This is a genomic window from Streptomyces sp. NPDC102278 (genome assembly GCF_044766345.1).
Taxonomy (GTDB): domain Bacteria; phylum Actinomycetota; class Actinomycetes; order Streptomycetales; family Streptomycetaceae; genus Streptomyces.
Window position 1 is genome coordinate 25,207 of record NZ_JBIWLV010000024.1, and the last position, 18,566, is coordinate 43,772.

Below are 18,566 nucleotides of genomic sequence, written 5' to 3' on the forward strand. Positions count from 1 at the left end.
AAGCAGGTCACGGTCCACCATGGGCCAACCCGACAGGCAGTCCCTCCGCCCATGCACCGGCCACCATCCCGTCACAGCCGAGCGTTCCCTCACACGCAGAGCGAAACGCCGAAGGCCGGGCAGGGTCCATGATCGAACCCTTCCACGGCCCTCACACGAGCCGATAGCGGCGAAGCCGCCTGAGCACGGTGTCGCGCCGCTCCCTGCCTCAGTCGGTGCAGTGCGACCCACACCCGGGAACCTCAGTCTTCGGCGATCCATCTTCGGCCATCCATTGGGCGAGGGAGATCAGGGTGGCTTCGACGCTGTTCGTCATGTAATCGCGGAGTGTGTCGACGTCGCCGCGCGCGGTGCCCAGCACCGGGTCGAAGCGCAGGAGTTGCCAGGACTGTTCGATGACGGTTCCGCGTCCCTGGGGGCGGAAGGTCCAGCTCCACCGCACGATGCCGTCCTCGGCGCCGCCGACCACGAAGGCGAAGGCGTTGCCGGGGTCGGCTCGTACGACCTGGGAACGGGTGGTCCATTCCCTGCCGTCCTTCCGGTTGCGGCCGCTGAACCAGGCGCCGACCCGAGGGCCGGCGCCCTGATCGAACCGGACGTCGGTCGCGTTGGGGCTCCAGCGGCCGATCGCGGACACCTCACTGACCAGGTCGTAGACCCGGGCGGGAGCGGCATCGACCCATGCGCGCCTCGTGAAGGCGAAGGCGGATGGGTCCAAGGACTCGAAGAGATCGTGTTCGTTGGTGGTGGTGCTCAAGGCGTCCTCCTGGGTGGGTGGTGTGGGTGGGGGATGGCTACCGCGTCGGGGATGCCCATGTCATCACCGGGCTTGGCGGGGAGCCAGACCCGCTGGTGCCTATCCACAGCTGGGGCAGGCTGCGCGTTTCGAGTCGGCCCATACTCGGATCCATGACCGGAAAATCGCAGCTCGGGGACTTCCTGCTGGCGCGACGCTCCCAACTGCGTCCCGAGGATGTCGGAGTGCCCACCTATGGGGAGCGTCGACGTGTGCCGGGCCTTCGGCGCGAGGAGTTGGCGCTGCTGGCGGGGGTGAGCGCCTCCTACTACACCCGGCTGGAGCAGGGGCAGTCGCTGAGCGCGTCGCCCGAGGTACTGGACGCGATCGCCGGGGCTCTGCGGCTGGACGAGGCCGAGCGGCGGTACCTGCACGACCTGGTACGGGCGGACAGGCGTCGTACTCAGGGCCGGCGGCCTGCGCCGGAGCGCGTGACGGAGGCGACGGCTCAGTTGCTGGACGTGCTGGCGGACGTTCCCGCGATCGTGCTCGGTCTGCGCAGTGACGTACTGGCGTGGAACCGCCTGGGCCACGCGCTGTTCGCCGGGCACCTGGACCGTGGCGCCCCGGACCTGCCGGGGCAACGTCCCAACATGGCCAGGCTGGTGTTCCTCGACTGTCATACCCGAGACCTGTACGCGGACTGGCCGAGCAAAGCCAGGGCGGTGGTGGGGAACCTGCGCCTGGTGGCGGCCCAACACCCGCAGGACACCGCCTTGCACGCACTGCTGGGCGAACTGAGTGCCAAGAGCGCCGAGTTCTCCTCGATGTGGGCCGATCATCGGGTCAAGACGTGCACCGTTGACACCTACGAGATGCGGCACCCGCTGATCGGCCCGCTGACCGTCATTCAGCAGACCATGAGCCACGGGCCGGGCCCCCAGGTGGTGGTGGCCACCACGGAGGCGGACTCGCCCTCACGGGCCGCGCTGACCTTGCTCGCCCAGACCGTCAACCAGGTCACTACCCAGACCATCAACCAGGTCACTGCCCAGGCCGTCACCCAGGTCACCACCTTGGCCGTCACCCAGGGCCTCACTCAGGACAGCGTCGCGGCCGACCCGGTGCCGAGAGGGCCCCGGGGCGCCACTGCCTGACCTCGCACCACGTCACCGGGCGCGTCGCCGGGCACCTCACCGGGCACCTCACCGGGCGTGCATCACCGGGCGCGCGTCACAGGCGTCACCGGGCGCTCGGCCGCTGCCGGCCGCGCTCAACGGCCCCGGCCTGGTCGGGTTCGTCCAGCACGATGGCAGCCACTCCCACCTGAACCACCGACCGCCGTAGGCATCAAACCCGGCGGGGAGTTGCACCGGCATGTTCCCGGTCTACCGCGTCCTTGCCGACGGGTGGTGCGACGGGCCCCGTCATGCCGCGCCGTCGCACCGCCCGTCGCACCACCCGTCGCGACCGCCCGTCGCACCGCCCCGTCACGCACCCCGCCCACTCCACGCCCGCCCACCGAACGGAGAAGCACCATGCAGGACACCCACGAGATCACCTTGGGCAACGTCACCGTCACCCGGATCGAGGAGATGCACGGGCCGATCATGCCAACGGACCAGTTCTTCCCGGACCTGCCCGAGCAGGCATGGAAGGACCAGCGGGCCATGCTCGTGCCCGACCACCTGGGCGCCGACGACGCACTGGTCCATGTCGCGTTGCAGACCTGGCTGCTGCGCAGCGAGGGCACGATCATCCTGGTCGACACCGGCGTCGGCAACGACAAGGCCCGCCCGGCCGTCGCCGCGTGGGACCGCCTGCGGCTGGACTACCTCGGCAACCTCGCGCGCGCCGGTGTGCGGCCCGAAGACGTGGACCTGGTGATCAACACCCACCTGCACGTCGACCACGTCGGCTGGAACACCCGCCTGATCGACGGCGACTGGGTACCCACGTTCCCGAACGCCACCTACCTGATGCCCAAGGCCGACTTCGAGTTCTGGAACCCGGCGAACAACCCGGACGTCACCGGCGGCGTCAACGAGAACGTTTTCGAGGACAGCGTCGCCCCCGTGCACGCCGCGGGACAGGTGCAGTTGTGGGAGGAAGGCCACACCATCGACGGCAGCCTGCGTCTGGAAGCAGCCCCGGGCCACACACCCGGATCCAGTGTCGTCACGTTGACCTCGGGCAGTGACCGGGCCCTGTTCGTAGGCGACCTGATGCACACCCCTCTGCAAGTCACGCACCCCGACCACAACAGTTGCTTCTGTCAGGACCCGGCCCAGGCCCGCACCACCCGCCGCAGGCTGCTCGGCCGGGCCGCTGACACAGGCGCCCTCGTCCTCCCCGCCCACTTCAGCGGCCACAGTGCCTTGGAGGTCGAGCACCAGGGCAGTGGTTTCGCGATCAAGAAGTGGGCGCCGATCACCCGGTACTGACCCCGACACCAGCCCGCGGCCGCTCCAGCCACCCCGGAGCGCCGTCGCCCACATGAGCCACCGGCAACCGGCAACCGGCAGACCGCAGACACCGGCCGGCGGTCAGCAACCGGGAATCAGCAACCAGCAAGCCGCAACCAGCAAGCCGCCGCAAGCAGCAAGCAGCAACCAGGAGATCAGAGATGGAACCCGCCGATCCCACCATCGTCACCACCACCTCAGGCCCTGTACGCGGTCGCCGCCACGCACACGGGACCGTCTTCTTCGATGTTCCCTACTGCGCACCGCCCGTCGGCCACGCGCGTTTCGCCGCGCCGAGCCCGCACCAACGGTGGACAGGGATCCGTGACAGCACCCGGCCGGGACCGACCGCACCCCAGCCCGCCCGCGACTCCTTCGGCACCCTCGACATGTGGCCCTACTTCGGCCCGGGCGGGAAGCGCGGCGACGACTACCTCACCGTCAACCTCTGGGCCCCGCACCCGGGCGGGCCGCCCCGGCCGGTGATGGTGTTCGTACACGGCGGGGGGTTCGTCGCGGGCTCCAACCGAGCCCCGCTGTACGACGGTACGGCCTTCGCCCGCGACGGCGTCGTACTGATCACCGTGAACTACCGCCTGGGCATCCCCGGTTTCCTGCACCTGCCCGACGCTCCGGACAACCGCGGCATGCTCGACGTCCTGGCCGCCCTGCACTGGATCCGGGAGAACGCCGCCTGCTTCGGCGGCGACCCCGGGAACGTCACGCTCTTCGGCCAGTCCGCCGGAGCCACCATCGTCGGCGGCGTCCTCGCCGACCCGGCCTCTACAGGTCTGTTCCGACGGGCCGTCATCCAGAGCGGCAGCGGCACCGGCGCCTTCACCCCCGACCAGGCCGGCGTCGTCACCGCGGCGGTCGGACGCCGGCTGGAGCTCGAACCCACCGCCAAGGCCCTGGCCGACGTACCCGACGAGCAGCTCGTCGCCGTCACGGCCGGCCTGACCGGCCTGGACCTGCGCACCTCCACTCACCACGATCCGCTCGGCGGGATCACCTCCTTCAGCCTGGTCGGCGAGCACCAGCCGGTCACCGCGGTCGCCGCCGGCCAGGGAAGCGAGATCGACTTGTTGATCGGCACCAATCGCGACGAAGGCGCCCTCTACCTGGCCCCGCTGGGACTTCTGGCGAGCACCACCGATGCCGATGTCCGGGACACCGCGGCAAAGTTCCACCCGGACCCCGACGAGGCGGTCCGCGCCTACCGAACACAGCGCCCCGCGGCCTCAGCCGCCGACCTGCGCACCGCCATCCTCAGCGACGGACTGTTCACGAACGGCACCCACCAGATGGCCGCCGCACACGCGAGCGCCGCGACTGGTCGGACGTACCGCTACGAATTCGCCTGGCGCTCCGACGCGATCGACGGCCAACTGGGCGCCGGCCACGTCGTGGAGCTGCCGTTCGTCTTCGACTGCCTGTCCCTACCGTCGCTGCGCGGCCCACGCGGGCTCCTCGGCACCGCCGAACCGCCCGCGCCACTCGCCACCTATATGCACCAATCGTGGATACGGTTCGCCGAGACCGGCAACCCCGGCTGGCCCGTCCACGAACCGGCCGGGGGCCACATCCAGCACATCGGCGCCGCCTGACCACCAACCGCCAACCGCCACCCGCCAGCAACGCCGCCGCGCGCCAGCGTCACGCACCGACGGCGGGGAAGCGGCACTCGCGATGCCCGCCCAAGGACCCTCGCGTACCGCGACCACCAGGCCGAGGATCCCCGCGCGTGCGGGGAGCAGACCGGTGCCCGCGTCCGGATCAAGCCCTTCTCGGGGTCATCCCCGCGCGTGCGGGGAGCAGTTCCACCACTCCTTGGAGGCGTCGCCGAATTCGGGGTCATCCCCGCGCGTGCGGGGAGCAGGCGGCGGCCAGGTCGAGGAGTTCGGGGCAGTCGGGGTCATCCCCGCGCGTGCGGGGAGCAGAACCAATTCCAGCTGACCAACGTCGGCAACGAGGGGTCATCCCCGCGCGCGCGGGGAGCAGGACGTCGTGTGCCGCCGCGCGGACGGCTCCGTGGGGTCATCCCCGCGCGTGCGGGGAGCAGCGCCTCATCGAGGTCCCGTCCGGACGCCCGGTGGGGTCATCCCCGCGCGTGCGGGGAGCAGACATCAGTCCGGAGTCGGTCGTCCTGGAGCTGGGGGTCATCCCCGCGCGTGCGGGGAGCAGGTCCAGCCGCCGATCTCCTGGCCGTGCGCGGCGGGGTCATCCCCGCGCGTGCGGGGAGCAGGCTTGCTGAGCTGGGACGATATCTGGTTCAACCGCCGTTTTGAAGCACTTTCGTGGAATCCGGCATACCGGGCGTAAGGTGCAATATTGTGTTCGGCGGGGGCGGATGGCTTCCCTTCAGGGGCAAGGCGCGGCTGCTCCCGTAGGTCCGGACCCATGTTCGGCGTGGGCGTGGGCGGGCACGGGCACGGATGGTGCCGAGGCCGTAGGAGTCAGTGCCGGGTTCTGGGACGTCCCAGCCGACGGTGAGGCGATCGACGTTGCCGCGCAAGGCCGGGGTCGCCGCGGCGGTCGGGCTCCGTGGGGTTGCCTGTCCACGTCTCAGGGGATCAGGGGGATCAGGGGATCAGGACGACCTTGCCGAGGTTGCGGCGGGACTCGATGATCTCGTGGGCACGCGCTGCTTCGGCGAGGGGGATCTCGGCGAACACGTGGGGGCGCACGGTGCGGTTGCGGTGCAGTTCCCACAGCTCGTCGAGCCATCGCGCGTACACGTCGGGCTTGCCCCTGGCGATGGCCGCCATCTGGAAGCCGATGACCGAGGCGCTCCGGATGAGTAGTTCGTATGCGTCGATGGTTCCGCCCCCCGAGCTGAAGGCGACCAGGCGGCCGCCGGGGGCCAAGGCGCGCACCGCGGGGTTGAGGAGTTCTCCGCCGACCCCGTCAAGGACGATGTCGACCGGAGCGCCCCAGGACTCGTCCTCGTACAGGACGACCTCGTCGGCGCCCAGGGCGCGGACGAACTCCTCCTTGTCCGCGCTGCTGACGGCCGCGACCACGCGGGATGCGCCGCCTGCCTTCGCGTACTGCAGGGCCAGCGTGCCGACGGCACTGGCCGCTGCGGTAACCAGAACGGCGTCGCCGGGGCGGGGGCGACCGGCCTCGTAGGCGCCGCGCGCGACCAGGCCGCTGCGGACAAGGGCCACCGCGTCCACGGCGGTCGCCCGGTCGGGTACGGGTGAGGTCATCGCCTGGTGGAGGACGGCCAGTTCGGCGTAGGCGTGGGAGAAGCAGAGCCCGGTGACGCGGTCTCCTGCGGCGAAGCCGGTGACACCCTCCCCGACGGCGACGACGGTGCCTGCCACCTCGCCACCGAGCGGGACGGGTTCGGCCGCCTCCCGCACCTTGCGTACGACCGGCAGCGTGACTCCGATCGCTTCGGCACGTACGAGCAGCTCGTCCGGGCCGGGTTCCGGAACGGGGGCCTCCTCGGCGAAAAGGGTCTTGGGGCCGCCGGCCTCATGGCGGACACGACGCATGGACACCTCCGGGTGTGACGCAGGGCAGACAGGACAGAAACCATTGGGGTTCCCAATGGATTGTCTACCGTAAGACCAGATCATTGGGAAGTCCAACGACTTTGGGGATAGCCTGGGACCATGACTCGCGCCGAACACCCGCGCGCTTTGGCGCACATCCAATCCCTGCCCAGCTGGCTGGCCGGCCGGGTGGCGGCACACGGCCGGAGCCTGGTCACCCGGGCAATCGCCGAGGAAGGGCTGAAGCTGACACATCACGCGGTGCTCGCGGCAGTGTGCGAGTACGGCCCGGTCGCCCAGGCGGATCTGGTGCGCCAATTGGGCTTCGACGCAAAGGATGTGGTCCTCCTGGTCAACCACTTGGAGGATGCCGGGCTGGCAGTGCGCGCAGCTGACCCGCGGGACCGCCGCAAGAACGCGGTGACGGTGACACCGGCGGGCGTGGAGACCCTGAAGCGATGCGCGGCCCTGGCCGAACGGGCCAACGCCGAGTTTCTGGCACCGCTCAGCGAGACGGAAGGCCGGCAGCTGATGGAGCTGCTGACCCGGGTGTATGAGGTGTAGCCCGGCCCACGCGTCTTTTCCGCTGCCAGGGCCAAGGCCAAGAGCCGTCTCTGCCTCTGTCGTGTTCGCCCGCACCCCGCCCGCCGCCGGCGGTACAGCCGCACGACGACGCGGGCCCCGGCTCCCTCTCCGGAAGCCCTTCGGAGTACGGAGTGCGGGGCACGAGTACGGGGCCAGGAGCAGCGCCGGTCAGTCAGCGGGTTCTGCGTGAGGCGCGGGGGCGATCGGGACCGGCCGGCTCGATGCAGCGGGACTGGACGTGCTCGTACGCCATGGTGGTCTGCACGTCGGCGACTTCTCTGCGTTCGGTGAGGCGGTCGATGACGAAGGCGTACACCCCGTCGACGTCGGGGACGGCGATGTGCAGGAGGAAGTCGTGCGTGCCGGAGGTGACGAACAGGCCGATCACCTCCGGCAGACGTGCGGCCCATTCCCGGAACCCCTCGATGACGGGCCGGGCCGGGGGCCGGATGCGTACCGAGATGAGTGCCTGAACGGGCCGGCCGGCCGCGTCGAGGTCCAGGGCGGCGTGGTAGCCGGTGATCACGCCCCGCTCGCGCAGTAGCCGTACCCGCTCCAGTGATGTGGAGGGGGAGACTCCGGCCTTGGCCGCGAGGTCACGATTGGTCTGGCGGGCATCGTTCTGCAGCTCCCGCAGAAGAGCCAGATCCAGCGCATCAAGTTCCATGAAACCGACCCTACGGCGCACGAAGTGCGGCTGCCGACCACGTTGCCTGGGCTTCTGCATACGGTCGCCGGCTGACGGAACACGAATGACCGGCCCGCCGCCCCGCACGGATGCCGCGGATTTCCCACAACGGGCGCATCACGTCCGCCGAAACCCCCGAAGCTCCCGCACTCGGCGAACGAAGTTCAGAATCAGCGTCGCAGACCCGCACATCTGCCTAACCTCTTCCCCACCTGGCCGAACAAGCAAAGAGGACAAGAGGTCACATGTCTTTGGTGAACGCTCCCAAGACGACGGCAGCCGGCCTGACGATGGCGTCCGGCCTGACGACGGCGGTCGGCTTCACGCCCGAGGAAACGGACTACTCCCTGTCCACCCGCCAAGCCCGGCTGAAGTGGGTCGTGGTCGTCGACTCCGACCTCCCACCCGGCCGGGCCGCCAACGCCGCCGTCTGCGCCGCGGCCCCCACGGTGGCCTCGGTCCCCGGCCTGCTGGGCGCCAACGCCGACGACGCGGAAGGCGTAGTACACCAGGGGCTGCCCTGGACGGGCTGCTCGGTGCTCGTCGCCGACTCCGCCACGCTGCGTGCCATCCGCGCCAAGGCGGCATCCCGCACCGACACCTTCGTGGCCGATGTGCCCGCAGCCGCCCAGAGCACCCGTGTCTACAGCGAGTTCATCACTGCCGTGGGCAAGACCCGGACCGAGGACATCGAGTACTGCGCAGTCAGCATCGTCGGCCCGCGCAATTGGGTCGACAAGACCGTGGGCAGACTTTCCCTCATGCCCTGAGCCGGGATGCGCTCGGGGCGGCCCGGACAGGGTGGGACCTCGGCGCCACGACCCTGTGGAGCACCCAGGAGCCGTGCGCGGTCGCGGACGGGCCCACCGCGTCTCGGAGTTCGGGTGGGGCCGGGGCCGGCGGCGGTCGCGGCGGTCGCGAAGGTCGATGTCCTGCCGGGGTGCGAGGGTGCGAGGGCGCGTTCGCGGGCGGCGGAGAACGTGTCTGGGCCCCGACCTGGGGGAGTAGGTCGGGGCCCAGCGGGCGCAGCGGCCGAGGCCGTGCGCGGGTCACGAGCGCAGCGGCCGAGGCCGTGCGCGCGGGTCAGTGGCGGAAGGTGTCCTTGACGTCTTCCTTGGCCTGGCGGGCGTTGCCCTTGGCCTGGTCGGCGTGGCCCTCGGCGGTCATGCGCTGGTTGCCGACGGCGCGGCCGACACCCTCCTTGACCTTGCCCTTGGCCTGCTCGACGTGCGCCTTGCTCTTCTCCGTGCCCGACATCGGGACCTCCTCGTGACGTACCGGATTGGTCGTGACCGTCCTCCTGCTCCCGAACGCCGCCCGCAAACCCCCCACCCCCAAAGCCCCGAACCTCCATCCCCAGGCCCCGCCCTTCACACGCCGGCGGCCGGCGTCGTGGGAGCTGTCGAAAGGCGCGGATGATACTCCGCCCCACGACACTGCTCATTCGGTGTGTGCCTGCACACACTTCCCTCACACCTCACTCGGAGCGGGGCGGTCGACGTGGCCCGGCCGTGTCGCGGGCGCCCCGCGGTCCGTGTGCCACCGGGGTCGACAGGGCCTGGGGGGAGCCGGGTGGCGACTCGGTCCGCGAAGTGGTCCTCCGCAGACTCATCGCTTCCGCACATTGCTGAAGGTGTTTGCCGACGTGACAAGCGAACTTGTGGTCAAAATTTGACGGAAAGTCAACGTCTGCCCGGCGGATCTGTTTTCGTGCAGGCCAGGAACCGGCAGATCCGTTTTGACGCTTTCTTTGCGATCTTCAAGACTGCCCCTCCGACCACCCCGCACCCCAACGGGAACCGTGTGCGGGAGCCAACAGGGGGATCCGAAAGCAGAATGAAGAAGAGCCACTCGAACTCCGCCCGCATGCGGAGGGCCCTCACGCACGGCCTGGTGACCGCCACCGCTCTGGCCTCCGTCACCGGCATGGCCGCGCCCCTCGCCGCCGTCGCCGCCCCGTCGGGTGCCGTGGCCGCGGCCGCGGGAATCGGGACCACCGAAAAGCAGCGGGTGGACGCCGCCGCCGTGGTGCGTCTCGACCCCAGCCCGGACGTACTGCTGCTCAGCGACCACGACTTCATCCACGCGCTCTGGCAGAAGGCCCGGGACGGCGGGGAGAACTTCGAGTCCGTACGACTGGCCGCCGAGGCCGCCATGACGAGCGAGCCGGCCGAGGACCACGTCCAGTTCATTACCATCGGCATCCACGCCGCGTACGCCGTCGACAAGCAGCGCGAGAAGGACAAGGCCGACGCCGCCCGCGCGATCCGCCTCGCCAAGTCCCAGGCGCTGATCGCGGTCGGCATCCCGAACAGCCCCGACCTGCTCGACCTGAGCGACGACAACTTCATCCGCGCCGTGATGCGGCACGTGGCCGCGGGTCCCGAGGTCCGCGCCGCCGCCGCGCGGGCCCTGGCCGGTGACCCCGCCGCCTGGCAGGAGTTCATCACCAACGGCGCCCGCGAGGCCCAGCGGCGCGACGTGGCCATCGAGCTGAAGGAACTGGAGGAGAAGAACCGCGCCGAGGCCGAGCGCCGCAAGGAGCTCGCCGCCCGCACCAACGCCGCCGCCCTGTTCCGCATCACGCCGTCCGACGCCACGCTGGCCCTCGCCGACGACAACTTCATCCGCGAACTCCTGCGCACCGCACCGGCCGACGCCAAGGACAGCGAACTCTTCGCGGCGGCGCAGCGCGCGGTCCTCAGCCCGGACCCCGCCGTGTGGAAGCAGTTCATCCACACCGGCGCCGAAGAGGCGTACAAGAAGGACGACGAGGCACGCCGCAAGGCCGTCGCCGCAGCCAACCGCCGGCTCGCGCTGCAGATCCAGACCGCCGCCGAGAAGACCGGCATGAACCCGAACCTGGTCGCGGTCGCGAAGAAGGCGCTGGCCGGCAGCGACGAGGAGGTCGCGCAGTTCCTCAAGGAGGACAGCCTGTACCGGGCCAAGCGGCAGTCGCTGCAACCGGCGAGCGGCAAACCGGCCGGCTTCTTCGTCCGCCAGTCCGGCGTCGACGCCGGCGAGGCGTTCCTCGCCCCGCTGTCCGCGAGTTCCCGGCAGGCCGACCGCGAGGACGCCACCTGGGTCGTCGTGTCCGCGCTGGGCGGCCAGCCGGGCTGCTACTCCTTCGAGTCCGCCCGCAAGCCCGGGCACTACCTGGCCGAGAAGGACCTCCGGGTCAAGATGATCGCGAGCGACAACAGCGCGCAGTTCCGCAAGGACGCCACCTGGTGCGCCAAGAAGGGGCTGAGCGGCTCCGGTACGTCCTTCGAGTCGGCGAGCCGGCCGGGCCGCTTCCTGCGGCAGCACTGGGGCGACCTGTACGCGGCCGACAAGACGGGCGGCAAGAACCGCTACGACGCGGAGAAGGACTTCACGCAGGACGCCTCCTGGAAGCTCACCACCCCGCTCGCGCGCTGACCGCGGCCGACCGCGGCTGACTGCGGCCGACCGCGTCCTCACCTCCAGACCTGAGAAGAACGGAAACACCCCATGTCTCGGATCGTCCGATCCGTCCTGGCCGTCGGGGCCAGTCTCGCCGCGCTCGCAGGCGGCGTGACCATCGCCGTCGCCGACGAACAGCCCACCACGATCACCGCTGACACCGCTGACACCGCTGTCACCGCTGTCACCGCTGTCACGGCTGTTGCCGGGGTCGCCGCCGAGGCCCCGGCCCCCTCGGCCGTACAGCTCAGGGTCGAGCACAGCGGCCAGTGCCTCACCATCCCCAAGGCCGGCCTGCGCAACGGCGTCAACGCCGTCCAGTCCGCGTGTGCCGAGGGCGCCGAGAACCAGCGGTTCGACCTGGTGCCCACCGGCGTCGGCACCTTCGAGCTGCGGGCCGGCCACAGCGGCAAGTGCCTCGACGTCGAGGGTGCGAGCACCAGCGCCGGCACGCTCGTCCAGCAGTGGTGGTGCGTGGGGGCGCCGCAGCAGCGCTGGCGCCTGGTCACGGTCGACATCGCCAAGGACCTGTACGAGCTGCGGCCCGCCCACACGCCGGCGAACCTGAACCGCTGCCTGGACATCGCCTCTACCGGCAACGAGGACGGGGCGAGCGCCCGGCTGTGGGCCTGCAACGGCAAGGCCGCCCAGAAGTGGCGCCTCCAACCGGTCACGGCCGCCTGAGCACCCTGAACACGCAAGAGGAAAGGGACCCCATCATGTCTCGGATCATCCGGGCCGTCCTGGCCGTGGGCGCCACCGTCGCCCTGCTGGCCGGCACCGCGACCGCCGTACAGGCCGACGCGGGCGCCGACGCCCGCGCCGCGGCCGAAGCGGCCCGCATCGCCGCCGAGAAGGCGCGCGCCGGCGCCGCGGACGACGCCGCCAAGGCGGCGCGCGAGGCGGCCCTGGCCGCGGCCGCCGCGGCGCAGGAGGCCGCGTCCCGCGCCGCCCTGCCGCAGACGGTCGTCCGGCTCACGGCCTCCCACAGCGGCAAGTGCCTGGACGTCGAAGCCGCCAAGACCACGAACGGCGTCGACGTCCAGCAGTCCACCTGTGGCAGCACCACCGCCCAGAAGTGGACCGCCGTCGCCACACCGGGCGGGAGTTTCGAACTGCGCTCCGTGCTCAGCGGCAAGTGCCTCGAAGTGGAGGGCGCCGGCACCAAGTCGGGCTCGGTCATCCAGCAGTGGGCGTGCGGGGGCAACAAGCACCAGCGCTGGGAGCTGATGCTCGTCGACCCCGTCCGCAAGCTGTACGAGGTACAGCCGACGCACACCGACGGCATGTGCCTGGAGGTCGCCGGCGGAAAGAAGGAAGACGGCGTCAACACGCAGCTGTACACCTGCAACCGCACCGCCGCCCAGCTGTGGCAGGTCCAGCAGGTCACGTGAGCCTGCCGAGCGGGACGGGGCGGGGCGCGTGAGCCGCGTCCACCGAGCTTCGTGGAGGGGCAGGGCCGGCTGTACGGCCCTGCCCCTCCACCGCTGAGAACACGGTGCACGCGGGGCACACGGTGCACACCCTGCATGCGGTGTACACGACACGTTGAACACGTTTCTTCTTTTCCCAAGGGGGTCTGAGTTGAGTCGTCAGTGGTGGGGCGCACGGGCGCTGGGCGTCGGGGTGCTGGCCGGCGGGATCGCGGTCGCGGGCGTGGGACCGGCATGGGCCGATGCCCGCGCCGCGGCCTTCGCACCGTCGTCTGTGGCGGCCACCGGGGCGCCCTCCGCCTTCGCGGACCCGGCCGGCGCGAACGGGCAGGCGCTCTCGCCCGAGTTGGCCGCCGCCATCGAGGAGGCGCGCCGACAGGTGACGTCGATGGCGAAGACGCACCCGGCCGCCGAGGTGCGCACGTCGGCGTGGAACGCGCTGCGCAGCTCCCGCGGCGACGAGGCGCTCATCGAGTGGTTCGCGCCCGGCGGCGGCTTCGACTACGCGAAGCAGCGCGCGCGGGAGACCCGTGCCCGCAACAAGGCGTTCTGCGAGCGGGTGGCCGCCACCCACACGGCGGGGTTCTCCCCCGAGGTGCGGGCGGCCGCGACGCGGGCACTGAAGGGCAGCGCCGCCGAGCAGGCGGCGTTCGTGAAGACGGGATACGCGGACGCGCAGCAGCGCGACCGGACGGCGCGCGAGTCCGGGGAGCGGCAGCGGCTGGAAGTCGAGGCCAGGGGCCGGGACTTCGTGCGCGACCGGGCCGATCAGGATCCGGGCGAACAGGTACGGGTCGCGGCGCGCTGGGCCCTGCGGCCGGGCGCCGCGGACACGGACGTGGCGGAGTTCTTCGGCTACGGCTGGGCGACCGGCGCGGTGTTGGACCTGGAGGCCTACCGCACGCAGGTCGCCGACGCGGAGGCGGTACGGCACCACACGCTGACGCGCCTGGTCAGGGAGGCCACGGACGCCGAGGCCGCCGTACGCGGCGCGGCCGACGCGGCCAAGGCCCGCGCCGAGGCGGAGCGGGCCTGGAAGGCGGTCTCCGACCACTCCGGCGAGGCGCGGCGCGCATGGCTGGCCGAGCAGGCCGCCGCGACCGCCCAGGCGGAGCACTGGCAGGCCGTCGTGGCGCTGTCCCGGGACTCGGCGCGGGAGCTCTGGAAGACGATCTCGGCCACCGCCGAGACCGGCCAGGGCGCCTGGGCCGGGGAGCAGACCCGGGCGCAGGAGGCCGCTGCGTTCTGGCAGACCATGTACGACCGCGCCCGGGACGGCGAGAACCGCACCCGCGGCTGATCCCCGAACGTACGGCCGGCCCGTGACCGGGGCCGGCCGTACGGCATTCGACCACCCCGCCCCTGACCCGGGCGGGGATTTCCCGATCCATTCGACCAGGGGGTTTTCCCGTGTGGGGAAGTTTCCGGCCCAGGGCCGGAAGGCCACGCGTCGGCGTGGCCGCGAACGTACGAAAAGGCGTGTCCATCGCGGTCGCCGTGGCGGTGCTGGGCACCGTCACCGGCGAGGCCGCCGCCGCGACCGCCGTACGCGACCGGCAGCCGTCACTGACGCGGACGGTGCAGTCGCTGGACCAACTGCTCGCCGCGATGAAGCCGAGGACCGCCGCCGCGCCGTCGGCCGTCGCGAAGTCCGAACTCGACCGGATCAGCGACGAGCGGGACCGGCAGCTCGTCGAGGACTTCGCCGAGTTCGACGAGGAGGAAGAGGTTCGCGACGCCGCCAAGAAGGCGCTGGCGAGCACCGACCCGAACGCGATCCGGGACTTCCTCCAGCGCGGTGAGGCCGAGGCCCGCCAACGCGCCAAGGACAAGCGCGCCGGCGCCGACGTCGAGAACCGCCGGCGGATCGAGACGCTGCGCGGCACCGGCGGCTCGTTCTTCAACGCCGAGGTCGAGCGGGTGCTGAAGGGCACGCCGCAGGACCGCGCCGACTTCCTGGCCTTCGGCGCGGAGATCGCCAAGCAGCGTGACGAGGCGGAGAAGCAGAACGCCGTCAAGCGCGCGGAGGAGAACCGCAAGCGCGTCCAGATGCTGGCGTCGGTGGGCGGCCCCGCGGTGAAGCGGGCCGCGCAGGCCGCGCTGGACTCCAAGAACGACACGGTGATCGAGGAGTTCCTGGAGAAGGGCTACCAGGCCGCGGCGCGGCAGGACGCCGACGACCGGGCCGCGCACGAGAAGGCGCAGAAGGAAGCCCAGGAGGCCGCGGAGAAGCTGCGCGAGCTGGCCCGCAAGGCCGCTGTCGCCGCCGAGGCCCGTACCAAGCTGATCGCCGCGCACGGCGACGCGGTCAAGGCGCTCAAGAACGCCTCCAATGCCATGTCGTCGGCGGCCTCGGCCGCCCGCGAGGCGGACCGGATGCTGGCGGCCGACCGGGCCGGCAAGCGCCTGTCGAACTACGACCAGGTCAAGGCCGAGGTCGCGCGTCAGGTCGGGTACGCCCAGGACGCCGCCCGGGCGGCGCAGGTCGCGGCCGCGCAGGCCAAGGTACAGGCCGATGTCCTCGTGGAGACCGGCCTGGAGCACGGTACCCAGTGGTCCGAGGTCGCCACCGGCATCGCCGCCGCCGCCGACGCCGCGTGGAAGGCCGGCCAGACGGCGCAGCACGCGGTGGACGCCACCGCCGCCACCGCCGCCGGCCTGAACGCCAAGAACCAGGCCGAACTGCACGAGCAGCAGGCCAGGAAGTGGCGGGCGAACGCCGAGGAGCACGCCCGGGCCGCGGCCCGGCTCGCCGAGGCCGCCGAGAAGCAGGCGAAGATCGCCGCGACCGCCGCGGCACGCGCCAAGGACGCGCGCCTGGCGGCCGAGCAGGCCGAACGCGAGGCGTGGGAACACGCCCGCAAGACCCGCGAGGCCCGCGTCGAAGCGGAGCGCCAAGCGGTGATCGCGGCCGAACAGCGCAAGATCGCCGAGCGTGAGCGCGACCTCGCCGCGGCGGCCCGGGCCCGGGCCGAGAAGGAGCGGGACATCGCCGCGGCGGCGCGGGCGCGCGCCGAGGCCGAGGCCCGTACGGCCTCCGCCGCCCGTGCGCAGGCACAGGCGGCCGCCGCGACGGCCGCGTCCGCGCGGGCGGACGCCGCCCGCCAGGACGGCGTCGCCGCCGAGGCGGACCGCCAGGCGCGGGCGGAGGAGACCAACGCCCGCAACGCCCGCGACGCCGCGCGCACGGCCGAGCAGCGGCACCAGGCACAGGAATCCCGTGCCCGGGCGACCGAGGCCCTGGCCGCCTCCGGCCGCGGCACGATCCACGCCGGCGAGGCCCGGGCCGCCGCCGACGCGGCGCGCGCCGACGCCAACACGGCGGGTACGGCGGCCGGTCAGGCCCGCGGCGCCGCCGACACCGCGAGCGGTGCGGCCATCCGGTCGCGCTCCGCGGCGACGGAGGCCGCCGGCGCGGCCGCCCGGGCGCGGGCCGCGGCGGCCGAGGCCACCGCGCACGCCGCGCGCGCGAACGCGGCGGCCAACAAGGCCGAGGCGGCCGCTGCCGCCGCCGACGCCGCGGCGAACAAGGCCGAGGCGCAGGCCGCGCTCACGCACGCCGCGGCCCAGCGAGCCAACCAGAAGGCCGCGGAGGCCACGGCCCAGGAGGCCCGCGCCGGCATCGCCGCGCACGAGGCCGGCCGGCTGGCCGGGCTCGCCGCCATGGCGGCGAACAACTCCCTCCAGGCCGCGAACCGCACCAAGGAGGAGGCACAGGGCGCCGTCCGCGAGGCGGCCATGGCGCGCCTCCAGTCGACGATCGCCGTCAAGGCGTCCGCCGCGGCCCGCAGCACCGCCGCCGGCATCGCCGACCCCGCGAACACCGCGATCGCGCTGACCGCGCCGTTCGCCGGGAAGGACGTCGACGCCGACTTCGCCGCCGAGGTCGCCGCCGCCGCGGAGCAGATGGGGGCCGATCAGGTCGCCTCGGCCGAGGCGAAGGCCGCGGAGGCCGTGAAGGCCGCCGAGGCCGCCGAGGCCGCCGCCAAGCGGGCCAACGCCCAGGTCGCTCCGGCCTTCAAGGCCGCCGCGGACGCCGCGCGTTCGTCCGCGAACGCCGCGCGTTCCGCCGCCGCGGCCATGAAGTCGGCGGCGCAGGCCGCCGAGGAGGGAGCCAAGGCCCGCGCGGCCGCCGCGCGCGCCAACCAGGCCGACGCCCAGGCCCAAGCCGACGCCAAGCTCGCCCGCGACGCGGCCACCAGGGCCTTCGCGGACGCGACCGCGGCCCGCAACGCCGCCAACCAGGCGGAAGCGGAAGCCTCCCGCGCCCGGGGCGCCGCCGCCGAGGCCGACAACCACGCGGTGGCCGCCAACAGCGCCGCCAACCTGGCCGAGCACGAGGCGAGCGTCGCCCAGGGCGCCGCCGCCCAGGCGGAGAAGGACGCCGCGGACGCCAACAAGTTCGCGGAGTCGGCCGAGGGCCACGCCAAGTCCGCGGAAGCCGCGGCGAAGAACGCCAACACGTACGCCAGAGAAGCGGACGAGGCGGCGAAGAAGGCCGAGGAGTACGAGCTCGAACAGCAGCGCAAGGCCCGCGAGGCGGCGGCGAAGGAAGCCGCGACCAAGGGCAGTGCCCGCGAGCTCGGCGAAGACGAACTCGAGGCCCTGAAGAAGGCCGGCATCACGCCGGAGCAGTACGAGATGGCCCGCCAACTCGCCGAGAAGGACCTCCTCGACTTCCTGATGGAGAACGGCGCCGAGATCATCGTCGATCTCCTCTTCGAGGACATCAAGAAGTGCGTCACCGAGGGCGACTTCGAAAGCTGCTTCTGGGCCGTGGTCGGCGCCCTTCCCTGGGGCAAGGCGCTCAAGGTCATCAAGGAAATGCCGGCGATCACCAAGGCGCTCGTCCGCATCGTCGGCGGTCTCGACGACTTCCTCGACAAGTCCGCGGCGGCGAAGAAGCTGGTCCGGAAGAGCGAGAAGATCCTCGAGGACCTGCGCAAGGCGTGCGAGGCCGGGGCGAAACCCGCCAGCAGCTTCGTCGCGGGGACCCGGACCCTCATGACCGACGGCGCGCACCAGCGGATGGCGGTCGCGAACAGCGGGCCGGCGAAGTGGTGCGGTCCGGTCGGACAGCACCCCGAGGTGAAGTCGCTCCTCGCCGAGGCCACCGCGATGCTCCAGAAGAAGGACGTCGGCAACCTGGGGAAGCTCGGACGCGAGGACAACGTGATCCAGCTCTGGCAGCGCCAGGACGGCAGCCTCGAGCCCAAGTTCCTGACCCCGGACCACCTCGCCAAGGTCAAGGAGCACTTCAGCAAGGAGGACATCGAGATGCTCCACAAGTACTTCGCCAAGGTGGACGAGGTGTCCACGGCGGGCGGCAACCAGAGCCCGAGCGCCAAACAGCGCGCGAAGGTCCTCAAGCACTACCTCGACAGTTGGTAGGGTCACCACCATGAAGATCATCTTCAGGAACGACGTGGGCGAGCGGCTCAACGTGATGTTCGAGCCCGCCGGTATGGAGCACGACATTCCGCCGGGCGACCACATCGTCGTGGACTGGCCGGTCCCCAAGGACGAAGCCTTCGAGGGAAGCGTCGACTACACCCCGGCGGGTCTCGTCCTCAGCCCGGCGTTCGATGGCCCCGAGCCCTTGCGGGCGTGGGACTCCTCGGGCAACGAACTCGATGTCTGACGCGTACCGGTAGGGCCGACGCACCGCCGGGGCAGACGCACCGCCGGTGCTGTGACCGGAAAGGATCACCG

The 18,566-nt window shown here is 71.8% G+C and carries 15 protein-coding genes and 1 CRISPR repeat array; of the genes, 11 read left to right on the forward strand and 4 right to left on the reverse strand.

The genetic code is table 11. The features are described from left to right. Positions 1-208 precede the first annotated feature (208 nt). On the reverse strand, positions 209-757 hold the full coding sequence (locus ACIRO3_RS33710; protein ID WP_404143201.1) for an SRPBCC family protein: 549 nt from the start codon (positions 755-757) through the stop codon (positions 209-211). 152 nt (positions 758-909) lie between these two features. Here ACIRO3_RS33710 and ACIRO3_RS33715 point away from each other — a divergent pair, with 152 nt between their 5' ends. The 3 genes from ACIRO3_RS33715 (at position 910) to ACIRO3_RS33725 (ending at position 4,808) form a co-directional block, all read left to right on the forward strand. Next, positions 910-1,893 carry a helix-turn-helix domain-containing protein gene (locus tag ACIRO3_RS33715; RefSeq protein WP_404143203.1) on the forward strand — a complete coding sequence of 328 codons (984 nt, stop codon included), beginning with the start codon at positions 910-912 and terminating at the stop codon, positions 1,891-1,893. Positions 1,894-2,274: 381 nt separating this feature from the next. Beyond that, a complete protein-coding gene (locus tag ACIRO3_RS33720; RefSeq protein WP_404143204.1) occupies positions 2,275-3,180 on the forward strand; it encodes an MBL fold metallo-hydrolase in 906 nt (301 codons plus the stop codon). 182 nt (positions 3,181-3,362) lie between these two features. Next, complete coding sequence (locus ACIRO3_RS33725; protein ID WP_404143205.1) at positions 3,363-4,808, forward strand: carboxylesterase/lipase family protein; 1,446 nt, start codon at positions 3,363-3,365, stop codon at positions 4,806-4,808. Positions 4,809-4,929: 121 nt separating this feature from the next. Further along, positions 4,930-5,446: a CRISPR direct-repeat array (repeat unit 29 nt; unit sequence GGGGTCATCCCCGCGCGTGCGGGGAGCAG). 337 nt (positions 5,447-5,783) lie between these two features. On the opposite strand, the gene ACIRO3_RS33730 is transcribed toward ACIRO3_RS33725, so the two are convergent. Further along, positions 5,784-6,704: a zinc-binding alcohol dehydrogenase family protein gene (locus tag ACIRO3_RS33730; RefSeq protein WP_404143207.1), complete on the reverse strand. Its 921-nt coding sequence runs from the start codon at positions 6,702-6,704 to the stop codon at positions 5,784-5,786. Positions 6,705-6,824: 120 nt separating this feature from the next. Here ACIRO3_RS33730 and ACIRO3_RS33735 point away from each other — a divergent pair, with 120 nt between their 5' ends. Beyond that, complete coding sequence (locus ACIRO3_RS33735; RefSeq protein ID WP_404143208.1) at positions 6,825-7,268, forward strand: MarR family winged helix-turn-helix transcriptional regulator; 444 nt, start codon at positions 6,825-6,827, stop codon at positions 7,266-7,268. A 193-nt stretch (positions 7,269-7,461) separates the two neighbouring features. Here the strand turns inward: ACIRO3_RS33735 and ACIRO3_RS33740 are convergent, their stop codons facing one another. Continuing rightward, positions 7,462-7,956 carry an Lrp/AsnC family transcriptional regulator gene (locus ACIRO3_RS33740; RefSeq protein WP_404143209.1) on the reverse strand — a complete coding sequence of 165 codons (495 nt, stop codon included), beginning with the start codon at positions 7,954-7,956 and terminating at the stop codon, positions 7,462-7,464. A gap of 266 nt (positions 7,957-8,222) precedes the next feature. Here ACIRO3_RS33740 and ACIRO3_RS33745 point away from each other — a divergent pair, with 266 nt between their 5' ends. After that, complete coding sequence (locus ACIRO3_RS33745) at positions 8,223-8,747, forward strand: DUF2000 domain-containing protein (protein WP_404143211.1); 525 nt, start codon at positions 8,223-8,225, stop codon at positions 8,745-8,747. Between the two features lie 313 nt (positions 8,748-9,060). On the opposite strand, the gene ACIRO3_RS33750 is transcribed toward ACIRO3_RS33745, so the two are convergent. Next, positions 9,061-9,234 (reverse strand): CsbD family protein, encoded by a 174-nt coding sequence (locus tag ACIRO3_RS33750; RefSeq protein ID WP_078998760.1) that lies wholly within the window; start codon positions 9,232-9,234, stop codon positions 9,061-9,063. 579 nt (positions 9,235-9,813) lie between these two features. Between ACIRO3_RS33750 and ACIRO3_RS33755 the strand changes: the two genes are divergently transcribed. The 6 genes from ACIRO3_RS33755 to ACIRO3_RS33780 all read left to right on the forward strand — a co-directional run bounded on the left by ACIRO3_RS33755 (position 9,814) and on the right by ACIRO3_RS33780 (position 18,495). Continuing rightward, positions 9,814-11,397: an AbfB domain-containing protein gene (locus ACIRO3_RS33755; protein ID WP_404143213.1), complete on the forward strand. Its 1,584-nt coding sequence runs from the start codon at positions 9,814-9,816 to the stop codon at positions 11,395-11,397. Between the two features lie 72 nt (positions 11,398-11,469). Next, entirely contained in the window at positions 11,470-12,105 is a 636-nt protein-coding gene (locus tag ACIRO3_RS33760; protein ID WP_404143215.1) for an RICIN domain-containing protein, read from the forward strand. Positions 12,106-12,140: 35 nt separating this feature from the next. Continuing rightward, complete coding sequence (locus ACIRO3_RS33765) at positions 12,141-12,815, forward strand: RICIN domain-containing protein (RefSeq protein WP_404143216.1); 675 nt, start codon at positions 12,141-12,143, stop codon at positions 12,813-12,815. 190 nt (positions 12,816-13,005) lie between these two features. After that, positions 13,006-14,154, forward strand: a complete 1,149-nt coding sequence (locus tag ACIRO3_RS33770) for a hypothetical protein (RefSeq protein ID WP_404143217.1) — start codon at positions 13,006-13,008, stop codon at positions 14,152-14,154. A 179-nt stretch (positions 14,155-14,333) separates the two neighbouring features. After that, positions 14,334-18,245 carry a hypothetical protein gene (locus tag ACIRO3_RS33775; RefSeq protein ID WP_404143218.1) on the forward strand — a complete coding sequence of 1,304 codons (3,912 nt, stop codon included), beginning with the start codon at positions 14,334-14,336 and terminating at the stop codon, positions 18,243-18,245. 10 nt (positions 18,246-18,255) lie between these two features. Beyond that, the gene (locus tag ACIRO3_RS33780) at positions 18,256-18,495 is read left to right on the forward strand and encodes a hypothetical protein (RefSeq protein ID WP_361779408.1); all 240 of its coding nucleotides are present in this window, start codon (positions 18,256-18,258) and stop codon (positions 18,493-18,495) included. Positions 18,496-18,566 lie beyond the last annotated feature (71 nt).